The 16348-nt window shown below is 66.4% G+C and carries 14 protein-coding genes; 7 read left to right on the forward strand and 7 right to left on the reverse strand.

The window, feature by feature from the left end; all coding sequences use genetic code 11:
• The first annotated feature begins 27 nt into the window (after positions 1-27).
• Positions 28-552, forward strand: coding sequence for a GtrA family protein (locus E3T31_RS15410; RefSeq protein WP_241978038.1), 525 nt, complete (start codon positions 28-30; stop codon positions 550-552).
• On the opposite strand, the gene E3T31_RS15415 is transcribed toward E3T31_RS15410, so the two are convergent.
• Together E3T31_RS15415 and E3T31_RS15420 are read right to left on the reverse strand one after the other, a co-directional pair.
• Positions 529-1104 carry a PH domain-containing protein gene (locus E3T31_RS15415; RefSeq protein WP_134443740.1) on the reverse strand — a complete coding sequence of 192 codons (576 nt, stop codon included), beginning with the start codon at positions 1102-1104 and terminating at the stop codon, positions 529-531. The genes E3T31_RS15410 and E3T31_RS15415 overlap by 24 nt on opposite strands.
• Positions 1105-1112: 8 nt before the next feature.
• Positions 1113-1961 carry a biotin--[acetyl-CoA-carboxylase] ligase gene (locus tag E3T31_RS15420; RefSeq protein ID WP_134470000.1) on the reverse strand — a complete coding sequence of 283 codons (849 nt, stop codon included), beginning with the start codon at positions 1959-1961 and terminating at the stop codon, positions 1113-1115.
• A gap of 224 nt (positions 1962-2185) precedes the next feature.
• Here E3T31_RS15420 and E3T31_RS15425 point away from each other — a divergent pair, with 224 nt between their 5' ends.
• Together E3T31_RS15425 and E3T31_RS15430 are read left to right on the forward strand one after the other, a co-directional pair.
• Entirely contained in the window at positions 2186-3790 is a 1605-nt protein-coding gene (locus E3T31_RS15425; protein WP_134470002.1) for an acyl-CoA carboxylase subunit beta, read from the forward strand.
• Positions 3790-4020 carry an acyl-CoA carboxylase subunit epsilon gene (locus E3T31_RS15430; RefSeq protein ID WP_134470004.1) on the forward strand — a complete coding sequence of 77 codons (231 nt, stop codon included), beginning with the start codon at positions 3790-3792 and terminating at the stop codon, positions 4018-4020. The genes E3T31_RS15425 and E3T31_RS15430 overlap by 1 nt, the downstream gene beginning before the upstream one ends.
• A 356-nt stretch (positions 4021-4376) precedes the next feature.
• Here E3T31_RS15430 and E3T31_RS15435 read toward each other — a convergent pair whose 3' ends face one another.
• Genes E3T31_RS15435 through E3T31_RS15450 form a run of 4 tightly spaced genes read right to left on the reverse strand, consistent with a single transcriptional unit; the run spans position 4377 to position 8858 of the window.
• Positions 4377-5414 carry a hypothetical protein gene (locus E3T31_RS15435; RefSeq protein WP_134470006.1) on the reverse strand — a complete coding sequence of 346 codons (1038 nt, stop codon included), beginning with the start codon at positions 5412-5414 and terminating at the stop codon, positions 4377-4379.
• On the reverse strand, positions 5414-6805 hold the full coding sequence (locus tag E3T31_RS15440) for a sensor histidine kinase (RefSeq protein ID WP_134470008.1): 1392 nt from the start codon (positions 6803-6805) through the stop codon (positions 5414-5416). The genes E3T31_RS15435 and E3T31_RS15440 overlap by 1 nt, the downstream gene beginning before the upstream one ends.
• Positions 6798-7502 carry a response regulator transcription factor gene (locus E3T31_RS15445; RefSeq protein ID WP_134470010.1) on the reverse strand — a complete coding sequence of 235 codons (705 nt, stop codon included), beginning with the start codon at positions 7500-7502 and terminating at the stop codon, positions 6798-6800. Before E3T31_RS15445 ends, E3T31_RS15440 begins: the two co-directional genes overlap by 8 nt.
• 39 nt (positions 7503-7541) lie before the next feature.
• Complete coding sequence (locus E3T31_RS15450) at positions 7542-8858, reverse strand: class I SAM-dependent RNA methyltransferase (protein ID WP_134470012.1); 1317 nt, start codon at positions 8856-8858, stop codon at positions 7542-7544.
• An 83-nt stretch (positions 8859-8941) separates the two neighbouring features.
• On the opposite strand from E3T31_RS15450, the gene E3T31_RS15455 reads away from it, so the two are divergent.
• Both E3T31_RS15455 and E3T31_RS15460 read left to right on the forward strand, forming a co-directional pair.
• Positions 8942-9592, forward strand: coding sequence for a nucleoside triphosphate pyrophosphatase (locus tag E3T31_RS15455; RefSeq protein WP_134470014.1), 651 nt, complete (start codon positions 8942-8944; stop codon positions 9590-9592).
• Positions 9593-9677: 85 nt separating this feature from the next.
• Positions 9678-11450 (forward strand): biotin carboxylase N-terminal domain-containing protein, encoded by a 1773-nt coding sequence (locus E3T31_RS15460; protein ID WP_134470016.1) that lies wholly within the window; start codon positions 9678-9680, stop codon positions 11448-11450.
• A gap of 295 nt (positions 11451-11745) precedes the next feature.
• Here the strand turns inward: E3T31_RS15460 and E3T31_RS15465 are convergent, their stop codons facing one another.
• Entirely contained in the window at positions 11746-13182 is a 1437-nt protein-coding gene (locus E3T31_RS15465) for an NAD(P)H-quinone dehydrogenase (RefSeq protein ID WP_134470026.1), read from the reverse strand.
• 182 nt (positions 13183-13364) lie between these two features.
• Here E3T31_RS15465 and E3T31_RS15470 point away from each other — a divergent pair, with 182 nt between their 5' ends.
• Together E3T31_RS15470 and E3T31_RS15475 are read left to right on the forward strand one after the other, a co-directional pair.
• Positions 13365-14198, forward strand: a complete 834-nt coding sequence (locus tag E3T31_RS15470) for a purine-nucleoside phosphorylase (protein ID WP_134470028.1) — start codon at positions 13365-13367, stop codon at positions 14196-14198.
• A gap of 374 nt (positions 14199-14572) precedes the next feature.
• A complete protein-coding gene (locus E3T31_RS15475; RefSeq protein ID WP_134470169.1) occupies positions 14573-16240 on the forward strand; it encodes a phospho-sugar mutase in 1668 nt (555 codons plus the stop codon).
• Positions 16241-16348 lie beyond the last annotated feature (108 nt).

Here is a 16348-nt window from a genome sequence, read left to right on the forward strand (position 1 = left end):
CCACTTTACCGAACGGCGGACGGACGCATGTCGATGACACTGAAGCAGCGCCTGCTCAATTTTCTGAGCCAGGGCCTGAAGTTCGGCACCGTCGGCGCCCTCGGCTTCGTGGTGGACTTCACCGTCTTCAACCTGCTGCGCACCACAGTGCTCGACTCGGCCGACGTGCACGCCGGCCCCATCTACGCCAAGATCATCTCGACCGTGCTGGCTATTCTGGTGAACTGGCTCGGTAACCGGCACTGGACCTTCAGGAAGAATCGCCAAAACCATACGGCACGCGAGGGCCTGGAGTTTCTCGCGGTGAGCCTGGTCGGTATGGGCATCGGCATCGGATGCCTGTGGTTCAGCCACTATGTGCTCGGCTACACCAGCGTTCTCGCCGACAACATCGCCGGCAACGTGGTGGGTCTTTTTCTGGGCTCGGTGTTTCGCTTCACGCTGTATCGCTACTGGGTGTTTGCGCCGAGTCGCAGCGGCGCGTCGGCATCCGTTGCCCATGCGGACACTCGCAGTGGCGCGATTGCGCTAGCGGCGGCCCCAGAACGCTGACTCGTCGGCGTGCGCCGACTGCTCCTGCCGGCGGGAACCCATGACGGTCACCGACTGCTCCATCAGGTCGTGCAGCACGCTCTGCACCAGGTCGACGTTGGGGATGTCTTTCAAGATGAGCGGATGCTCCAGCCCCGAATTGATCAGCACCGTGCCCGAGTGGAACCCGGCCTGCAGCCAGTTCTGCCGCACGCTCACGTCGTAGCCGCGGCTGTGCAGCAGTTCTTGCCGGGTGCGCACGAAGAATCCGTGGCGAAAGATGATGCGCCGGGTGGTGATCGTGTAGCGCTTGGTCAGCCAGGCGGCGAGCGGCAGCAGCCAGCCCAGCACGGCCAGCACGATGGCGCCCGGCAGCAGGGCCGCGTTCTGCCAGGGTTCGGGCAGGTTGCCGGCGAAGTAACCGGTGGCGCCGGCCAGGGCGAAGAGCAGCAGGGTGGGCCAGAGCAGCACCCGGGCGTGCGGGCGCAAGCGGGCGACGACCTCCTCCGGCCGACTCTCCCGGGCGTAGCCGGAGGGTTCGGTCTCGTTGGTCTCTGTCTTCTTCGGTTTCATTACTTCTATTAATACCTCAGGTGGGTGACATCGCCGGCGGCGACAGACCGTTCTTCGCCATCGGACTGGTTGACGACTTTCAGGCGGCCCTCAGCGTCGATGCCGGTGGCGGTGCCGACCAGGTCGACTCCGCCGGGCAGTTCCACCCGCACGACGCTGCCGAGGGTGCCGCAGAGTCTCGACACTTCCTCGTGGAGACCGCTCTTCTGTGCGTCACCGCCGGCTTCGACGAAGGCCCGATACAGGGTGACGAGCTCGTGCAGGTAGGCGGCGAGTACTGCGTCCGGGTCGGGCGCGGTGCGGGTGACTAGCAGGAGCGAGGTCGAGGTGAGGGTGGGCAGGTTGTGTTCATCGAGCGAGAGGTTGAGGCCGGCGCCGATGACGATGCCCTTGCCGTCGGGCAGGAGTTCGCACAGGATGCCGCACACCTTGTAGCCGTCGATGAGCACGTCGTTGGGCCACTTCAGGGTCGTGTCGTGGCGGGGATCCTCGGCCTCTTTAAGATTTACGTCGTGCACCGGCGGCGTGCAGACCTCAACGATGGTGCGCACGGCCCGGGTCATGGCGGCGCCGGCCAGGAGGGGGAACCAGCCGAGGCTGTGCGGCGGTAACTCCGGGCGAATGAGTACGGAGATGGCCAGGGCTTTGCCCGTCGGGGCCAACCAGACACGACCGAGCCGGCCACGCCCGTGAGTCTGGTTGTCGGTGACGACCACCGAGAGGTCGGGCCAGGCTGCGGCATCCGCCTCAGGTAAACCAACAGCACTGGCGAGATCTTTGAGCACATCGTTGGTGGAGGAGGCCTCGGCACGGTATTCGAACCGGCTCACCTCGTTGCGGCTGAGCGAAAAATCCATCGTACCTACCCTCTCGTGTGCATAACTCCTGCAATTCTCTCGAATCTGGCCTCAAAACACCTATTTCGGGCAGTTTCTGAAGAAATTGCAGGAGTTATGCACGGGGAAGTCCGGTTTCTGCAGTCCGAAGGACCCGACGGAGGGGGAAAGAACCAGTGTTGCGGGGCAAAGTTGTAGAACATCGTCAACGAGGAGCGGTCGGGGGGTGCCGGTAGAGTGAAACGGTGACTGACAAGACGCCCGCCGCGGCACCCGACCTGTATACGACGGCGGGAAAACTCGCCGACCTCAAGCTGCGCTATCACGAGGCTGTGACCGCCAGCGGGGCCACCGCCATCGAGAAGCAGCACGCCAAGGGCAAGATGACCGCCCGCGAGCGCGTCGACCTGCTGCTCGACCAGGGTTCTTTCGTGGAGCTCGACGAGTTCGTGCGGCACCGCACCGTGGCCTTCGGCATGGAAAAGAAGCGTCCGTATGGCGACGCCGTCGTCACCGGAACCGGCACGATTCACGGCCGCCAGGTGGCCGTGTACTCCCAGGACTTCACGATCTTCGGCGGTTCGCTCGGCGAGGTCGCCGGCGAGAAGATCATCAAGGTGATGGACCTCGCCCTGAAGACGGGAGTGCCGATCATCGGCATTCTCGACTCCGGCGGAGCGCGCATTCAGGAGGGCGTTGTGGCCCTCGGCAAGTACGGCGAAATCTTTCGCCGCAACACGGCAGCCTCGGGCGTCATCCCGCAGATCTCGATCATCTGCGGCCCGGCCGCCGGCGGCGCGGTCTACTCTCCGGCGCTGACCGACTTCGTGATCATGGTCGACAAGACCAGCCAGATGTTCGTCACCGGCCCCGACGTGATCAAAACCGTCACCGGTGAAGACGTCGGCATGGAGGAGCTCGGCGGCGCCCTCACCCACAACAAGGTCTCCGGGGTATCGCACTACCTCGCGAGCGATGAGCCCGACGCGCTCGACTTTGCCCGCGCACTGCTGAGCTACCTGCCCGACAACAACCTGGCCGAGCTGCCGGTGTTCGACAGCGAGGTGGAGCTTGAGACAACGGATGCTGACCGTCGGCTCAACACGATCATCCCCGACTCCCCCAACCAGCCCTACGACGTGAAAACGGTCATCGAGCACATCGTGGACCGCGGCGAGTTTCTCGAGACGCAGCCGTTGTACGCCCCGAACATCGTCGTGGGCTTCGCCAGGGTCGAGGGCCGCTCGATCGGCATCGTCGCCAACCAACCCAACGCCATGGCGGGCACGCTGAACATCGAGGCCGGTGAGAAGGCCTCACGGTTCGTGCGGTTCTGCGATGCGTTCTCCATTCCCATCCTCACCCTGGTCGACGTGCCCGGTTTTCTACCGGGCACCGACCAGGAATGGACCGGCATCATCCGTCGCGGGGCGAAGCTGCTCTACGCCTACGCCGAAGCCACCGTGCCGCTCGTCACCGTCATTCTGCGCAAGGCCTACGGCGGCGCGTACATCGTGATGGGGTCCAAGCAGCTCGGTGCCGACACCAACCTGGCCTGGCCGACCGCGGAGATCGCCGTCATGGGCGGCCAGGGCGCCGTGAACATTCTCTACCGTGCCGAGATCAAGGCGGCCGAGCAGGCCGGCGAAGACGTCGCCGCCGTGCGCACCCGCCTGGCCAACGAGTACACCTACAATGTGGCCAGCCCGTTTCTGGCCGCGGAGCGCGGGGAGCTCGACGGCATCATCGAGCCCGCCGCCACGCGCGTGTCGGTCGTCAAGGCCCTGCGCGCCCTGCGTACCAAACGGGCCACCCTGCCCGCCAAGAAGCACGGAAACATCCCCCTCTAATGCCCAAGCCCTCAGAGTTCGAGCCCTCAGAGCTCATTTTCGTCACCGGACATGTCAGCGACGTCGAGGTGTCGGCGGTGAGCGCCGTCATCCGTGGGCTGTTGTGGGAGGAATCCGACGAGCGTCGGGCGGCTCCCGTACAACACCGGAGCGCCTGGCAGCAGGGCCAGCGCGCCATCCGCCAGCCGGTGCACCCCGGCGCCGGCCGCTGGCGCGGCTTCGCCGGCTGACCCCCTCCGACGCCCCACCTTCTTCGTGGACGGGGCCCGGGCCCCGTCCACGGGCCCAGTTTAGAAACTGGGCCCTGGTTCACAAGGTGGGCCCAGACGGGGGTGGAACCAACCTCGCGTCTGTCCTCCTAAATGCCGACAGCGGGAATTTGAAGAATAGTGCATACTGGGATTGCTCGGTGGAACTCCTGGAGTTTCACCACCAATCATTCGCTGACTAGGGTAAGCGAGCGAATGTGTTGGGGGCGAGAACGGATGGCATTCGGGTTGTCGTCCTTTCTCGAATAAACGGCAGGGGACCAGCTTCGGCTGGTCCCCTTTCGCTTACCCAGGGGCCCGAACAGGGAGCAGGGTGATTAGGGCGTGATCTGACGGGGGATTTCCAGCCACAGGTTGACCTCATCGTCACCCGCAGAGTCCGGCCCGAGGGCACTCACCGCCGGGTCGGGGCTCGACAGCCCCACCACGGTCACCGCGACGGTCGCGCTGTCGGCCGCGGTACGCACAATGATCTTGTCGGCGCTGGTCTGCTCGAGGGCGAGGGCGAGGGTGCCCAGCACGTCGTCGAGGGCCACACCGCCCAGATCGTCGATACCGCCCTCGTCGAGGAGCGTGACGCTGGCTCCGCGACGCCGGGCAGCCATGACCTGTTCCCGCACCGCGTGGTTGAGCAGGCGGCGGCCGCGGATCTCATCGCGAATGGCCGCTTCGAGAAACCGGCATTCCTGCTGTTCCTCTGCGGTCAGCTCACCGTTGCCCTCGCTGATGCGTCGCAGCATCGGCATGGCAAGGCGCATGGTCTGAGTGAGACGCACCTGGCGCTCGTAGAGGTGAGCCTCCTGGGCTGCGTGCCATCCGCTCGCCTCGCGCTCGGCTCGGGCATACTGGCGGGCGTCCCGGCTGGCCTTGACCAGGGCACGGGAGAGCACCGCGGCTGCGACCACCCAGACCACGCTTCCGATGACGCCCAGTCCCCCGAGTTCGCCGACTCCGGCCCAGATCACACTGTGGATGACGAGCACGGCCACACCCAGCAGGGCCAGTTGGGGACGCTTGCGGGTGGCAGTGATGGTCATCAGCGTGCCGATGGCGGCGACGTACCAGGTGGCGTAGCCGAGATTACCCGAAGAGCCATCGAGCTGGCTGCCCACGATCAGTGGGAGTGCCGCGCTGACCGCGACGTTGAACAGCGCCAATGGCAACGACATGCGCATCGGGCTGCTCGGCCACAGGCTCGCCATTGTCGCCCCCACATACAGGCCCATGGCGACCAGGATCGGCACCGACGACGCCGGCTCTTGGATCGAATACAGCCCGAGAATCACGTGATAGCCCGAGAACAGAGCCGCTACGACGAGGGTGAGCGTGCGCGACACCACGACAACGCTGGTCATCAGCGATCACCCGCCTGGTCGGCGTCGAGACTGGTGACGGCATACTCGACCGATGCGGGCGCCACGCGAAGCCCCGCGTCGCTGCCCCCAACCGTTTCGCTGTCGGCGGAGACTTCAACCCGCGGCCAGCTGATGACCACGGTCGTGCCCTGGCCGGGGCTTGAGTTCACCACGGCGACGCCACCCACGCTGGCGATCCGGTCGCGAATAGAGACTCGCACGCCGAGCCGGGCACTGGCCACGCTGGTCGGATCAAAGCCGCAGCCGGTGTCGCTGATCTCGATGCGGCATCCGCTTTGACCGTTGCCGCAGATCGTCAGGCTGCGCATTTGCGCTGGGCCGGCGTGCTGCACGCTATTGACCATGGCTTGCACGCTCGCCGCGTACAGGGCCTCCGCGACGAACTCCGGAATGCTCAGGCCGTCGACCCCCCGCTCGGCGACGGTGAAAGCGCCGGTGTTCAAGGCGGCGCCACGAAGGCGGTCGACCAGACGGCTCACGTCGGTCGTCGCATCGTCGAGGGTTCGTTCGCCATTGGCCTCCTGCAAGCGGATGATGGCGCTGCGAGCCATCGCCGCGGCCAGCTCGGCTCCCTTGGCATTGCGCACACCGGCGGCCGAGAGCAGAGTCGCGAGAACGCTGTCGTGCACGATCGAGTCGACCTCGACGCGTTCCACCTCGGTCGCGTGGTGGCGCACCGCCACGGCGTATTTTGCCAAGGCATTGGACTGGGCGGTGTCGACCTTGTCGGTCGCGTCGCGGAGCACGTAGATGATGATGAGCACGACACCGCCGAGCAGCATGGCGTAGCAGGTGTCGAGGGCGGCGAGCAGGTTTTCGGCCTCACCGCCGGAGGGCAACACCCGCACGAGTCCAAAGACTACGGGCGTGACGACTGTGTAAATGATGGCCCAGAGCAGCGGAAACGCGATCGCCGCGCACGAGGTCGCGACGGTGCACAAGTACCAGAGCCACGGTTTGCTGTCGAGAACGACCGTGGGGTCGCGCATCACGAGCGGCCAGACGATGAGGGCGATGAGGTAGAAGGCCGCGATAATGCCGGCCGTAGTGCGGATGCCGCGCCGAACCAGCGTTGCGACCACGAACACCAGAATTGACAGGCCCAGGGCGATCCCGATGGGCACGGCGGAACCGGGCTTGCGACTTTCCAGCTGTCCGAGCATAAGCGGCAGCGTCTGGAGAGCGAAGACCACCGCGACACCGGCCACCGAACGGGACAGGGCGATCTCGATCTGGGCGTGACTGATCGGATTGCGCGGGTGCCGGGGCCGTCCGAACAAGTCGTCCTGGAAGTCGGCCGGATTGACCGCGCCGAACGCGGCCGTATCGGTTGACACCAGGGCGCCCGGGCGGGCGGCCCGTTTAGACACCGCGGTCACCGTCGGAGGCGTCGAGTCCTGGCAGGATTCCGTCTTCGACGGCGCGGCGTAGCAGGTCGACCTTGGTCGGCGCTGGGCGGCCGACCTCGACGTACTTCACCCGGATTCGGTCCAGGTATTCCCGCGCCGTGGAGTGCGCGATGCCGAGCTGCAGGGCAACCATCTTCAGTGGCAGGCCCGAGGCGTACAGGTGCAGAACGTCACGTTCACGGCGACCGAGCTGAGCCTTGGCGAAGTCGCGGTCGGCGTCGATCGCGGTGGCCCACTCGAGGTTGTTGAGCACGTCGCCCCGGGCAACGGATGCCACGGCGGCCATGACCGTGGTGGTCGGCGAGGACTTGGGGATGACTCCGGCGGCGCCGGCGGCGAGTGCCTCACGCACCGAGGCAACCCGGTCGGCGATGCTGTGCACGAGCACGGCCGAGCCGGTGCTCGCGACGAGGTGCACATTGTCGGTCACGAGCGAACGGTCGCCGAGCGAGAGGTCGAGCACGATCACGTCGCACGCTCGTCCGGCGAGGCCATCCACAAGGGCCTGAGCGGTCGCGGCGGCGAACAGCACCTCGTAGCCGGAGTTTTCGCAAGCGGCCTGCAGGCCCAGTCGCACCGATTCGTGGTCGTCGACGATACCGACGCGAACGGACTGCTCGGGGGTGCTTGGGATGGGATCAGGTAGTGCGTGACTCACGGTGTCGCTGTCCTTCTCGTTGGCTCGTCTTAAGGATAGCTATTTGCTGAGCAGTGCGACGGCCTCGACGTGATGGGTATTGGGGAACAGGTCGAAGGCTCGGAGTGTGCGCAGCTGGTATCCCTGCTTCTGGAACAGCGCAACGTCGCGGGCCAGGGCCACCGGGTCGCAGGCCACGTAGACGATTTGCCGGGGGGCCAGGGCCACCAGCTGATCGACGACGGCGGTGCCGGCGCCGGAGCGCGGCGGGTCGAGCACGACGGTGGCGGCGGCGAGGCGGGCGCGCTCCGCGGCATCCGCCTCGCGTAGCAGACGCTGCAGATAGCGGTCGACGCGGTCGGCTTCGGCGGTGGCGCCCGCCCATTCCTTGAGGTTGCGGGCGGCGAAGGCGACCGCTTCCGGGTCGCTTTCGACCGAGGTGATGCGGGTCGACGCGCCGAACTTGTCGCCGACGGCCGCGGCGAGCAGGCCGACACCGCCGTAGAGGTCGAGGTTGGAGGCGCGCGGGTCGAACTGATCGGGGTCGATGATGTTCTGCACCGCGTGGTACAGCGTGTCGGCGGCCATGGAATGCACCTGCCAGAATCCGGACCGGTCGAGTTCAAACTCTCGGCCGTCGACAACCTCGTGAATCAGACCGTGCGGCACCCGCTTGGGCTTGCCGTTGGAATCCTTGGCCGAGACGAGCACCTGCACATCGCCCTTGCTCGGCGCGACCAGGTCAACCTTCGCGGCGTTGTGAAACAGGGTGTCGAGCGGGGCGCGCAGCTCGAGTTCGTGTTCGGCGAGCGGCAGATCGTCGACCGGGATCACGCGGTGGCTGCGGGCAGCGTACGGGCCGATGGTGCCGTCGGCGGCCACGTGCAGGCTCACCCGGGTGCGCCATCCGGTGCCGTCCATCGCGTCGCCGGGGCTGGCCTTGGCGCTGACCGCGACCGGTTCGACGACCACGTCGCTGTCGATCCCGGCCATGCGCTGGAGCGCGTCGGCGAGCACCTGGCGTTTGAGTTCGCGCTGAAATCCGAGCTCAATGTGCCCGAATTCGGCACCGCCCGCGCGGTCTTCGGGAGCGCGATCAACGGATGCTGCGCTCCAGATGTGCGGCTGACGTTCCGGGGCGGCGTCGAGCACGGCGACCGTCTCAGCCCGCCAGAAGCTCTTGTGGTTGGCCTCGGTAAGGCGCGCGCGCACCCGTTCACCGGGCAGGGTGTCGCTGACGAAAATGACGCGACCCTCATGGCGGGCGATGAAGATTCCGCCGTGCGCGACGTTGGTGATGTCAAGCTCGAGCTCGCTGCCGACCGTTTCAGAGGGGGGGCTGGCGGCGGCCTGGGGCTGGTGACTCGAATTGCTCATTCCTTGATGATCCCACACCCCCCTTCCTCTCGTGCTCGATCGAGCCTGATTGAATGGAGTCACCGAAACTGCGAAGGACAAGCATGCGCCTCTATCTGGCCTCCACCTCTCCGGCCCGGCTGGCCCTGCTCCGGGCGGCCGGCATCGAACCGGTACTGATCAACCCTGACGTCGACGAAGCACGAGTCGTCGCCGAGACCGAGGCTGCCGCCGGAGCCGCGCTCGCGCCGCGGGATCTCGTGCTGCTGCTGGCGCGGGCGAAAGCTGAGGCGGCAGCATCCGTTCTGCTAGCGGAGCCGTTGAACGGGCTGCTACTGGGCGGCGATTCGGTGTTCGTGCTGGACGAGGTCATCTACGGCAAGCCGCATACCTCCGAAGCGGCTCGAGAACGCTGGGAGCGCCAGCGCGGGCGCACCGGAACGCTCTACTCGGGGCATTGGCTGATCGAGCTGACAGCCGGAGTGCCGAGCGACGCGGTCGGTGCGGTTGCGGTGGCCGACGTGACCTTCGCCGACGACCTCGACGATGCCGAGCTCGACGCCTATATCGCGACCGGCGAACCGCTCTATGTGGCGGGAGCGTTCACGATCGACAGCCTCGGCGCTCCCTTTATTACGAGCATTGTCGGCGACCCGTCCACCGTGGTGGGACTGTCGCTGCCGACGCTTCGACGGCTGGTGCGCGGCCTCGGGCACGAGTGGCCGACCCTGTGGAATCGCCCCGGAGCGCTGTAATTGTAGGCATCCGCAAGAATCTGGCCGGTCTTTTTGTGGGAGAGAACCAAAATGGATGCGGTACGGCCCAATAGGCTAAGTGATTGTGTCACTCATAACGAAGGTCCTCATCGCCAACCGAGGCGAGATCGCCGTTCGGGTCATCCGTGCCGCGAAGGACAGTGGAATTCTCTCTGTTGCCGTCTACGCCGACCAGGATCGCGACTCCCTGCACGCCCGTCTCGCCGACGAGGCGTACGGTCTCGACGGCACCAGCGGCGCTGAAACTTACCTGGTCATCGACAAGATTCTGTCGATCGCCCGCCGGAGCGGCGCTGACGCCGTGCACCCCGGCTACGGCTTTCTGGCCGAGAACGCTGACTTCGCTCGCGCCGTGATCGGCGCCGGACTGATCTGGATCGGGCCGTCGCCCGAGGCGATCGAGCAGCTCGGCGACAAGGTTTCCGCCCGCAAGATCGCCGAAAAGGTCAACGCGCCGATGGCGCCCGGCACCCTGAACCCCTGCACCGACGCCGCCGAGGTACTCGCCTTCGTCGACGTGCACGGTCTGCCCGTCGCGATCAAGGCCGCCTTCGGTGGCGGCGGCCGCGGCCTCAAGGTCGCCCGCACCCGCGAGGAGGTCGCCGAGATGTTCGACTCCGCCACCCGCGAGGCCATCACGGCTTTCGGTCGAGGCGAATGCTTCGTCGAGAAGTACCTCGACTCCCCCCGCCACGTCGAAACGCAGTGCCTGGCCGACCAGTACGGCAACGTCGTCGTCGTGTCGACCCGCGACTGCTCGCTGCAGCGCCGGCATCAGAAGCTCGTCGAAGAGGCGCCGGCGCCCTTCCTCACCGAAGCACAGACGACCGAGATGTATCGTGCGTCCAAGGCCATCCTCAAAGAGGTCGGCTACCTCGGCGCTGGCACCTGCGAGTTTCTCATCGGCCAGGACGGCACCGTCTCGTTCCTCGAGGTCAACACCCGCCTGCAGGTCGAACACACCGTCTCCGAAGAGGTCACCGGCATCGACCTCGTGCGCGAACAGTTCCGCCTCGCTGAGGGCGGCGAGCTTACCTATGGCGACCCCGTCGCATCCGCTCACTCGTTTGAATTCCGCATCAACGGAGAGGATCCCGGCCGCGGTTTTCTGCCCGCGCCCGGCCCGGTGCACGTGTTCAAGCCGTCCGGCGGCCCCGGCGTGCGCGTCGACACCGGCGTGCAGTCGGGCGATGTGATCAGCGGATCCTTCGATTCCCTGATCGCCAAGCTCATCGTCACCGGCGCGACTCGCGAAGAAGCCCTGGAGCGTTCGCGCCGCGCCCTCGACGAGTTCGAGGTCGCCGGGCTGCCGACCGTGCTGCCCTTTCACCGCAAGGTCGTGCGCGACCCGGCCTTCGCTCCGACCGACGGCAAGCCCTTCAGCGTCTTCACCCGCTGGATCGAGACCGAGTTCGACAACGACATCGAACCGTGGACCGGCAGCATGGAAGACGCCGTGGGACCGCAGAAACGCCATAGCATCGTCGTGGAAGTGGAGGGACGCCGCATCGAGGTGACCCTGCCCACCCGACTGCTGCCCGGCGGCGCGAGCGCGCGCTCGGTGGGCCCGGCCCCCAAGCGTCGCGGCGGCCTGAACTCGGTCGATACCGCCACCGGAGACGCCGTCAAGGCGCCGATGCAGGCGACGATCGTCAAGCTGCTGGTTGCCGAGGGCGACATTGTCGTCAAGGGCGACCTGCTGCTCGTGCTCGAGGCCATGAAAATGGAGCAGCCGCTCGTCGCCCACCGCGACGGCACCGTGGGTAACCTGGCCGCCGTCGTCGGCACGACAGTTTCCTCCGGCAGCGTCCTCCTCACGGTCACCGACGCCGCGTAGCCCGCTCGACACCCGTCGATTGGCTGGCAGCTCACCAGACTTGCGACTGATTTTGCCGGCGGGGTTGGGGACAAGGCAACCGCTCCTCAGCTCAAACAATGCCGGTTTTCAGGAAGGCATCCGAGAAAAGCATTCGGACCCCTTCCTGAAAACCGGCATAACCCGTCACCCCGCGGATACCTTGCCCCCGCCCAGTCCCACAGATACCTCACGTAGGACAAACACATGTGAGCCGCCGCGGGGGCCGGGCGTCGAGAACGCGGGCTACCCCGAGAACTGCGCGGGGATTTAGGGGCTACCGGACGACGTGCATGGCGCGCGCGGCATCCGTTATGGAACCGGTGAGCGAGGGGTAGACCGGGAACGTGCGAGCGACCTCGTCGACCGTGAGCCGGTGCTCGACCGCGAGAGCCAGCGGGAAGATGAGCTCGCTCGCCTTGGGGGCGACGATAACGCCACCGATGACGGTTCCGCTGCCGATGCGGGCGAAGATCTTGACGAAACCGTCCTTGATTCCCATCATTTTGGCCCTCGGGTTCACGGCAAGCGGCAACTTGTAGATATCGCCCTGGGCGAGTCCGTCTTCGATCTGCTTCTGGGTGTAGCCGACCGTCGCGATTTCAGGCTGCGTGAAGATGTTCGCGGCGACGTTGCGAATCTCGATCGGGTTGACGGTGTCGCCCATGGCGTGGAACACCGCGGTGCGGCCCATCATCGAGGCAACGGATGCCAGCGGGAGCTCGGTCGTGCAGTCCCCGGCCGCGTAGATGTTCGGAATGGAGGTGCGGGCGACCCGGTTGGTCTGGATGTGCCCGGACTCGGTGATCTGCACGCCGGCCTGCTCGAGGCCGATATTCGCGGTGTTCGGAATCGACCCGACGGCAATGAGGCAGTGGCTGCCTTCGACCGTGCGTCCGTCTTCGAGGGTAGCGACGACACCGGTCTTGGTGCGCTTGACCGAGCCGGCGCGCGACTTGGAGAGCACGATCATACCGTTGCGCTTGAACACGTTCTCAATCACGTTGGCGGCATCGGCGTCTTCCCCGGGCAGGACCTGGTCGCGGCTGGAGATGAGGGTGACCTTCGCGCCGAGGGCGCGGTAGGCGGAGGCGAATTCGGCGCCGGTAACGCCGGAGCCGACGACGATGAGGTGTTCGGGGATCGCCTTGAGGTTGTAGAGCTGGGTCCAGGTGAGAATGTGCTCGCCGTCGGGAAGTGCGGAGGACAGCACGCGCGGGCTGGCCCCCACGGAGACGACGAGGGTGTCGGCGTCGATGCGGTCGAAGTCGGTCGCGGTCGAGTCGCCGGAGGTGGCGACGATGATGCCGGTGGTGCCGTCGAGCCGTCCATGGCCCTGCACGTAGCGCACACCGGCGCGAATGAGCGTGGCCTTCATATCTTCGGACTGCTGGCGCGCCAGCGCGAGGAGGCGCTTGTTCACTGCGGCCAGGTTGATGGCGACTTCGGGGCGCGTGGGCTTGCCGGTTTCGCCGCGCACGAAGAACTGCACACCGAGGTCGGTAGCTTCTCCGATGGAGTTGGACGCCTCGGCGGTGGCGATGAGGGATTTGGAGGGGACAACATCCGTTATCACGGCGGAGCCGCCGACACCGACGCTTTCGATGAGGGTGACATCGGCACCCTGCTGTGCTCCGGCGATGGCCGCTTCGTATCCGCCGGGCCCTCCACCTAATACTGCGATGCGTTGTTTGCGTTCGAACTCATAGGCCATGTACTCCATTCTCGTGGCCCGCGCACCCCCCGCCAAACCGCGGGTATGTTCGCGGCGCGCGGATCGTCCGCCAAATCGGCCCAATTCGAGCCGTATTGTCGCCAGAGTGCCGGTTCGGCGCGCCGATGAGCAGAATTCGCGCAAAATCTCCGCCTGGTTGGCGGGGGTTCTAGAGTAGTGAAATGTTTACGAACGAGATCAACCCGTTAGACCTGCCCGAAACTGACCCGTTTGAGGCAGCTCGGTCGGCCGCAGCGGAGATCGCCGGCATCACGGGAGTGCCCCGGCACGACATCGCCCTGACGCTCGGCAGCGGCTGGGCCAAGGCGGCCGACCTCATCGGCGAGACCACGCACACCGTGGCCGCCGCCGACATCACCGGGTTCAGCGCCCCCGCGCTGGCCGGCCACGCCGGCACCCTGCGCTCGATTCTGCTGCCCGGCGGCAAGCGCGCGCTCGTGATCGGCGCCCGCACGCACTACTACGAGGGTCACGGCGTGCGCCGGGTCGTGCACAGTGTGCGCACGGCAGCGGCGACCGGAGCGACGACGATGATCCTGACCAACGGGGCCGGCGGCATCCGTGAATCGTGGAAGCCGGGAACTCCGGTGTTGATCAGTGACCACATCAACCTGACCTTCGATTCGCCGATCGAGGGCGCGAACTTCGTTGACCTGACCGATTTGTACTCGAAGCGGCTGCGGAATATCGCGCGCGGCATCGACCCTTCCATCGACGAGGGCGTGTACTGCCAGTTTCGCGGGCCGCACTACGAGACGCCCGCCGAGGTACAGATGGCCAAGGCGATCGGCGGCCACATCGTGGGAATGTCGACCGCGCTTGAGGCCATCGCCGCTCGGCAGGCCGGCATGGAAGTGCTGGGTCTTTCGCTCATTACCAACCTCGCCGCCGGCATTCAGTCGACCCCGCTCAGCCATGGCGAGGTCATCGAGGCCGGTGCTCTGGCCGAACCTGTGATCAGTGCGCTCCTCGCGCGGATCGTGGCAGCGCTGTGAGCGGCCCGGATCGCGACAACGTCGAGCAGCCGGTCGAACGTAGTGGCGGTCGTCACTCCGGCCCGCCAGCGGATGCGACTCCCGAAGTCACCCCGCCAGGCACGCCGGCTTCCCCGCACGTCACCGACGCCGACCCGGCCGACGAGACCGAGACTCCCACCCGCGCCCTCCCGATCGTGCAGGACAGCGACGATGCCGGCTCAGAACCGACCGTCGCAATTCAGACCATTGTGCCGGACAACGACGATGACACCGTGGAAGCGACGGTTGCCATTCAGACCATCACGACCGACGATGGCGCTGAGATCGACGACCTAGCGACCGCGCCGGTTGCCCACGAGACCCAGGAGACCCCGACAGACCGCACCGCGACGCTGTTGCAGGCCGCACGGGCCTGGCTCAACCAGGACCCAGATCCGGAGACGCAGGCACAGTTGCGCGCTCTCATCAATGCCGTCGGAGACGGCGACACCGCAGCGCTGTCCAATCTGCATTCCCGGTTCGATACCCGGCTCGCCTTCGGCACGGCCGGGCTGCGCGGTGAGATTTCCGCCGGACCGAACCGCATGAACCGCGTGCTCGTCTCGCAGGCCGCCGCTGGCCTGGCCACTTACCTGCTGCGACACGCTGCGCCCGGGGTGACCCCGTCAGTCGTCATCGGCTACGACGGACGCAAGAACTCACACGTCTTCGCGACCGACACGGCGGCGCTGATGGCGGGCGCGGGGGTGCGCGCCATCCTCTTGCCGCGTCTGCTGCCCACGCCCGTGCTCGCCTTCGCCGTGCGGCATCTCGACGCAAGCTGCGGCGTGATGGTAACGGCCTCGCACAACCCGCCGAACGACAACGGTTACAAGGTGTATCTGGGCGGCGTGAACAATGGCGCGCAGATCGTCTCCCCCGACGACAAGGCCATCTCGGACGAGATTCTGCGCGTCGCCGCCGACGAGCACGTGCCGCACCTGCCGCGCGCCAGCTACGAGACCGCCGAAGAAACCGTTGTCCAGGCCTACATCGCCGAAACGGCCAGCATCGCCCACACACCGCGGGCGCAGGTGAACGCGGTGTACACCGCCATGCACGGCGTCGGCTGGGACACCACCCGCCGCGTGCTCGAAAAATCCGGTTTTGACCTGCCGACCCTGGTTGACGCGCAGATCGCGCCCGACGCGGCCTTTCCCACCGTCGCCTTTCCGAACCCTGAAGAGCCCGGCGCGATGGACCTCGCCTACGAGACTGCGCGTGAGGTGAGCGCCGAGCTCATTATTGCCAACGATCCCGACGCCGACCGGCTTGCCGTCGCCATTCCCGACCTCTCAAGCGCGAGCGGTTATCGCCGGCTCAGCGGCAACGAGGTCGGAGCGATTCTGGGCTGGCGCGCCGCGGCCCTGGCCACTGCTGAGGACTCAAACCCGGGCGCGCTCGCCTGCTCAATCGTGTCATCGCCGGCTCTGCACGCGGTAGCGGATGCCTACGGCCTGCGATTCGTCGAAACCCTCACCGGGTTCAAATGGGTGTCGCGGGTGCCGGGCCTGGTCTACGGTTTCGAAGAGGCGCTCGGCTACCTGGTCAACCCGGACAGCGTGCGCGACAAGGACGGCATCTCGGCAGCGGTCGCCCTGCTCTCGCTGGTCAGCGACCTCAAGTCGGAAGGGACGACCCTCGCCGGCTACCTTGACCGGTTCAGTGAGAAGTTCGGACACTACGCCTCGGGGCAGATCTCGGTGCGGGTCTCCGAAGTCTCCACGATCGCCCTGGTCATGACGCGCCTGCGGGAATCCCCGCCGACCCATGTCGGGCGCATTCGCGTCGACGAGATCGACGACTTTCGGTGGGGGCTGGGTGACCTGCCGCCGAGTGACGTGTTGCGCATCCGTTTGACCGACGGATCGCGCGTCATGGTGCGCCCGAGCGGTACCGAACCCAAGCTCAAGGTGTATATCGACACCCGAAGCACGGTCGGCACCCTGGTCGAGCGCCGTGCCGCGGCGCAGGCCGCCCTCGACGAGCTCGACCGCGGAATGCGCGCGCTAATCGAGTAGGTGCGGGCATCCGCTCGCGTCGATGGCGGGATCTGGGCAGGTCGGGTCGGCCATCCGCTTCGCTGAGCCGTGAGTTTCAATCACCGAGCCGTGACTTTGAGGCCATTT

Source organism: Cryobacterium sp. TMS1-13-1 (genome assembly GCF_004403125.1).
In the GTDB taxonomy this organism is placed as follows: domain Bacteria; phylum Actinomycetota; class Actinomycetes; order Actinomycetales; family Microbacteriaceae; genus Cryobacterium; species Cryobacterium levicorallinum.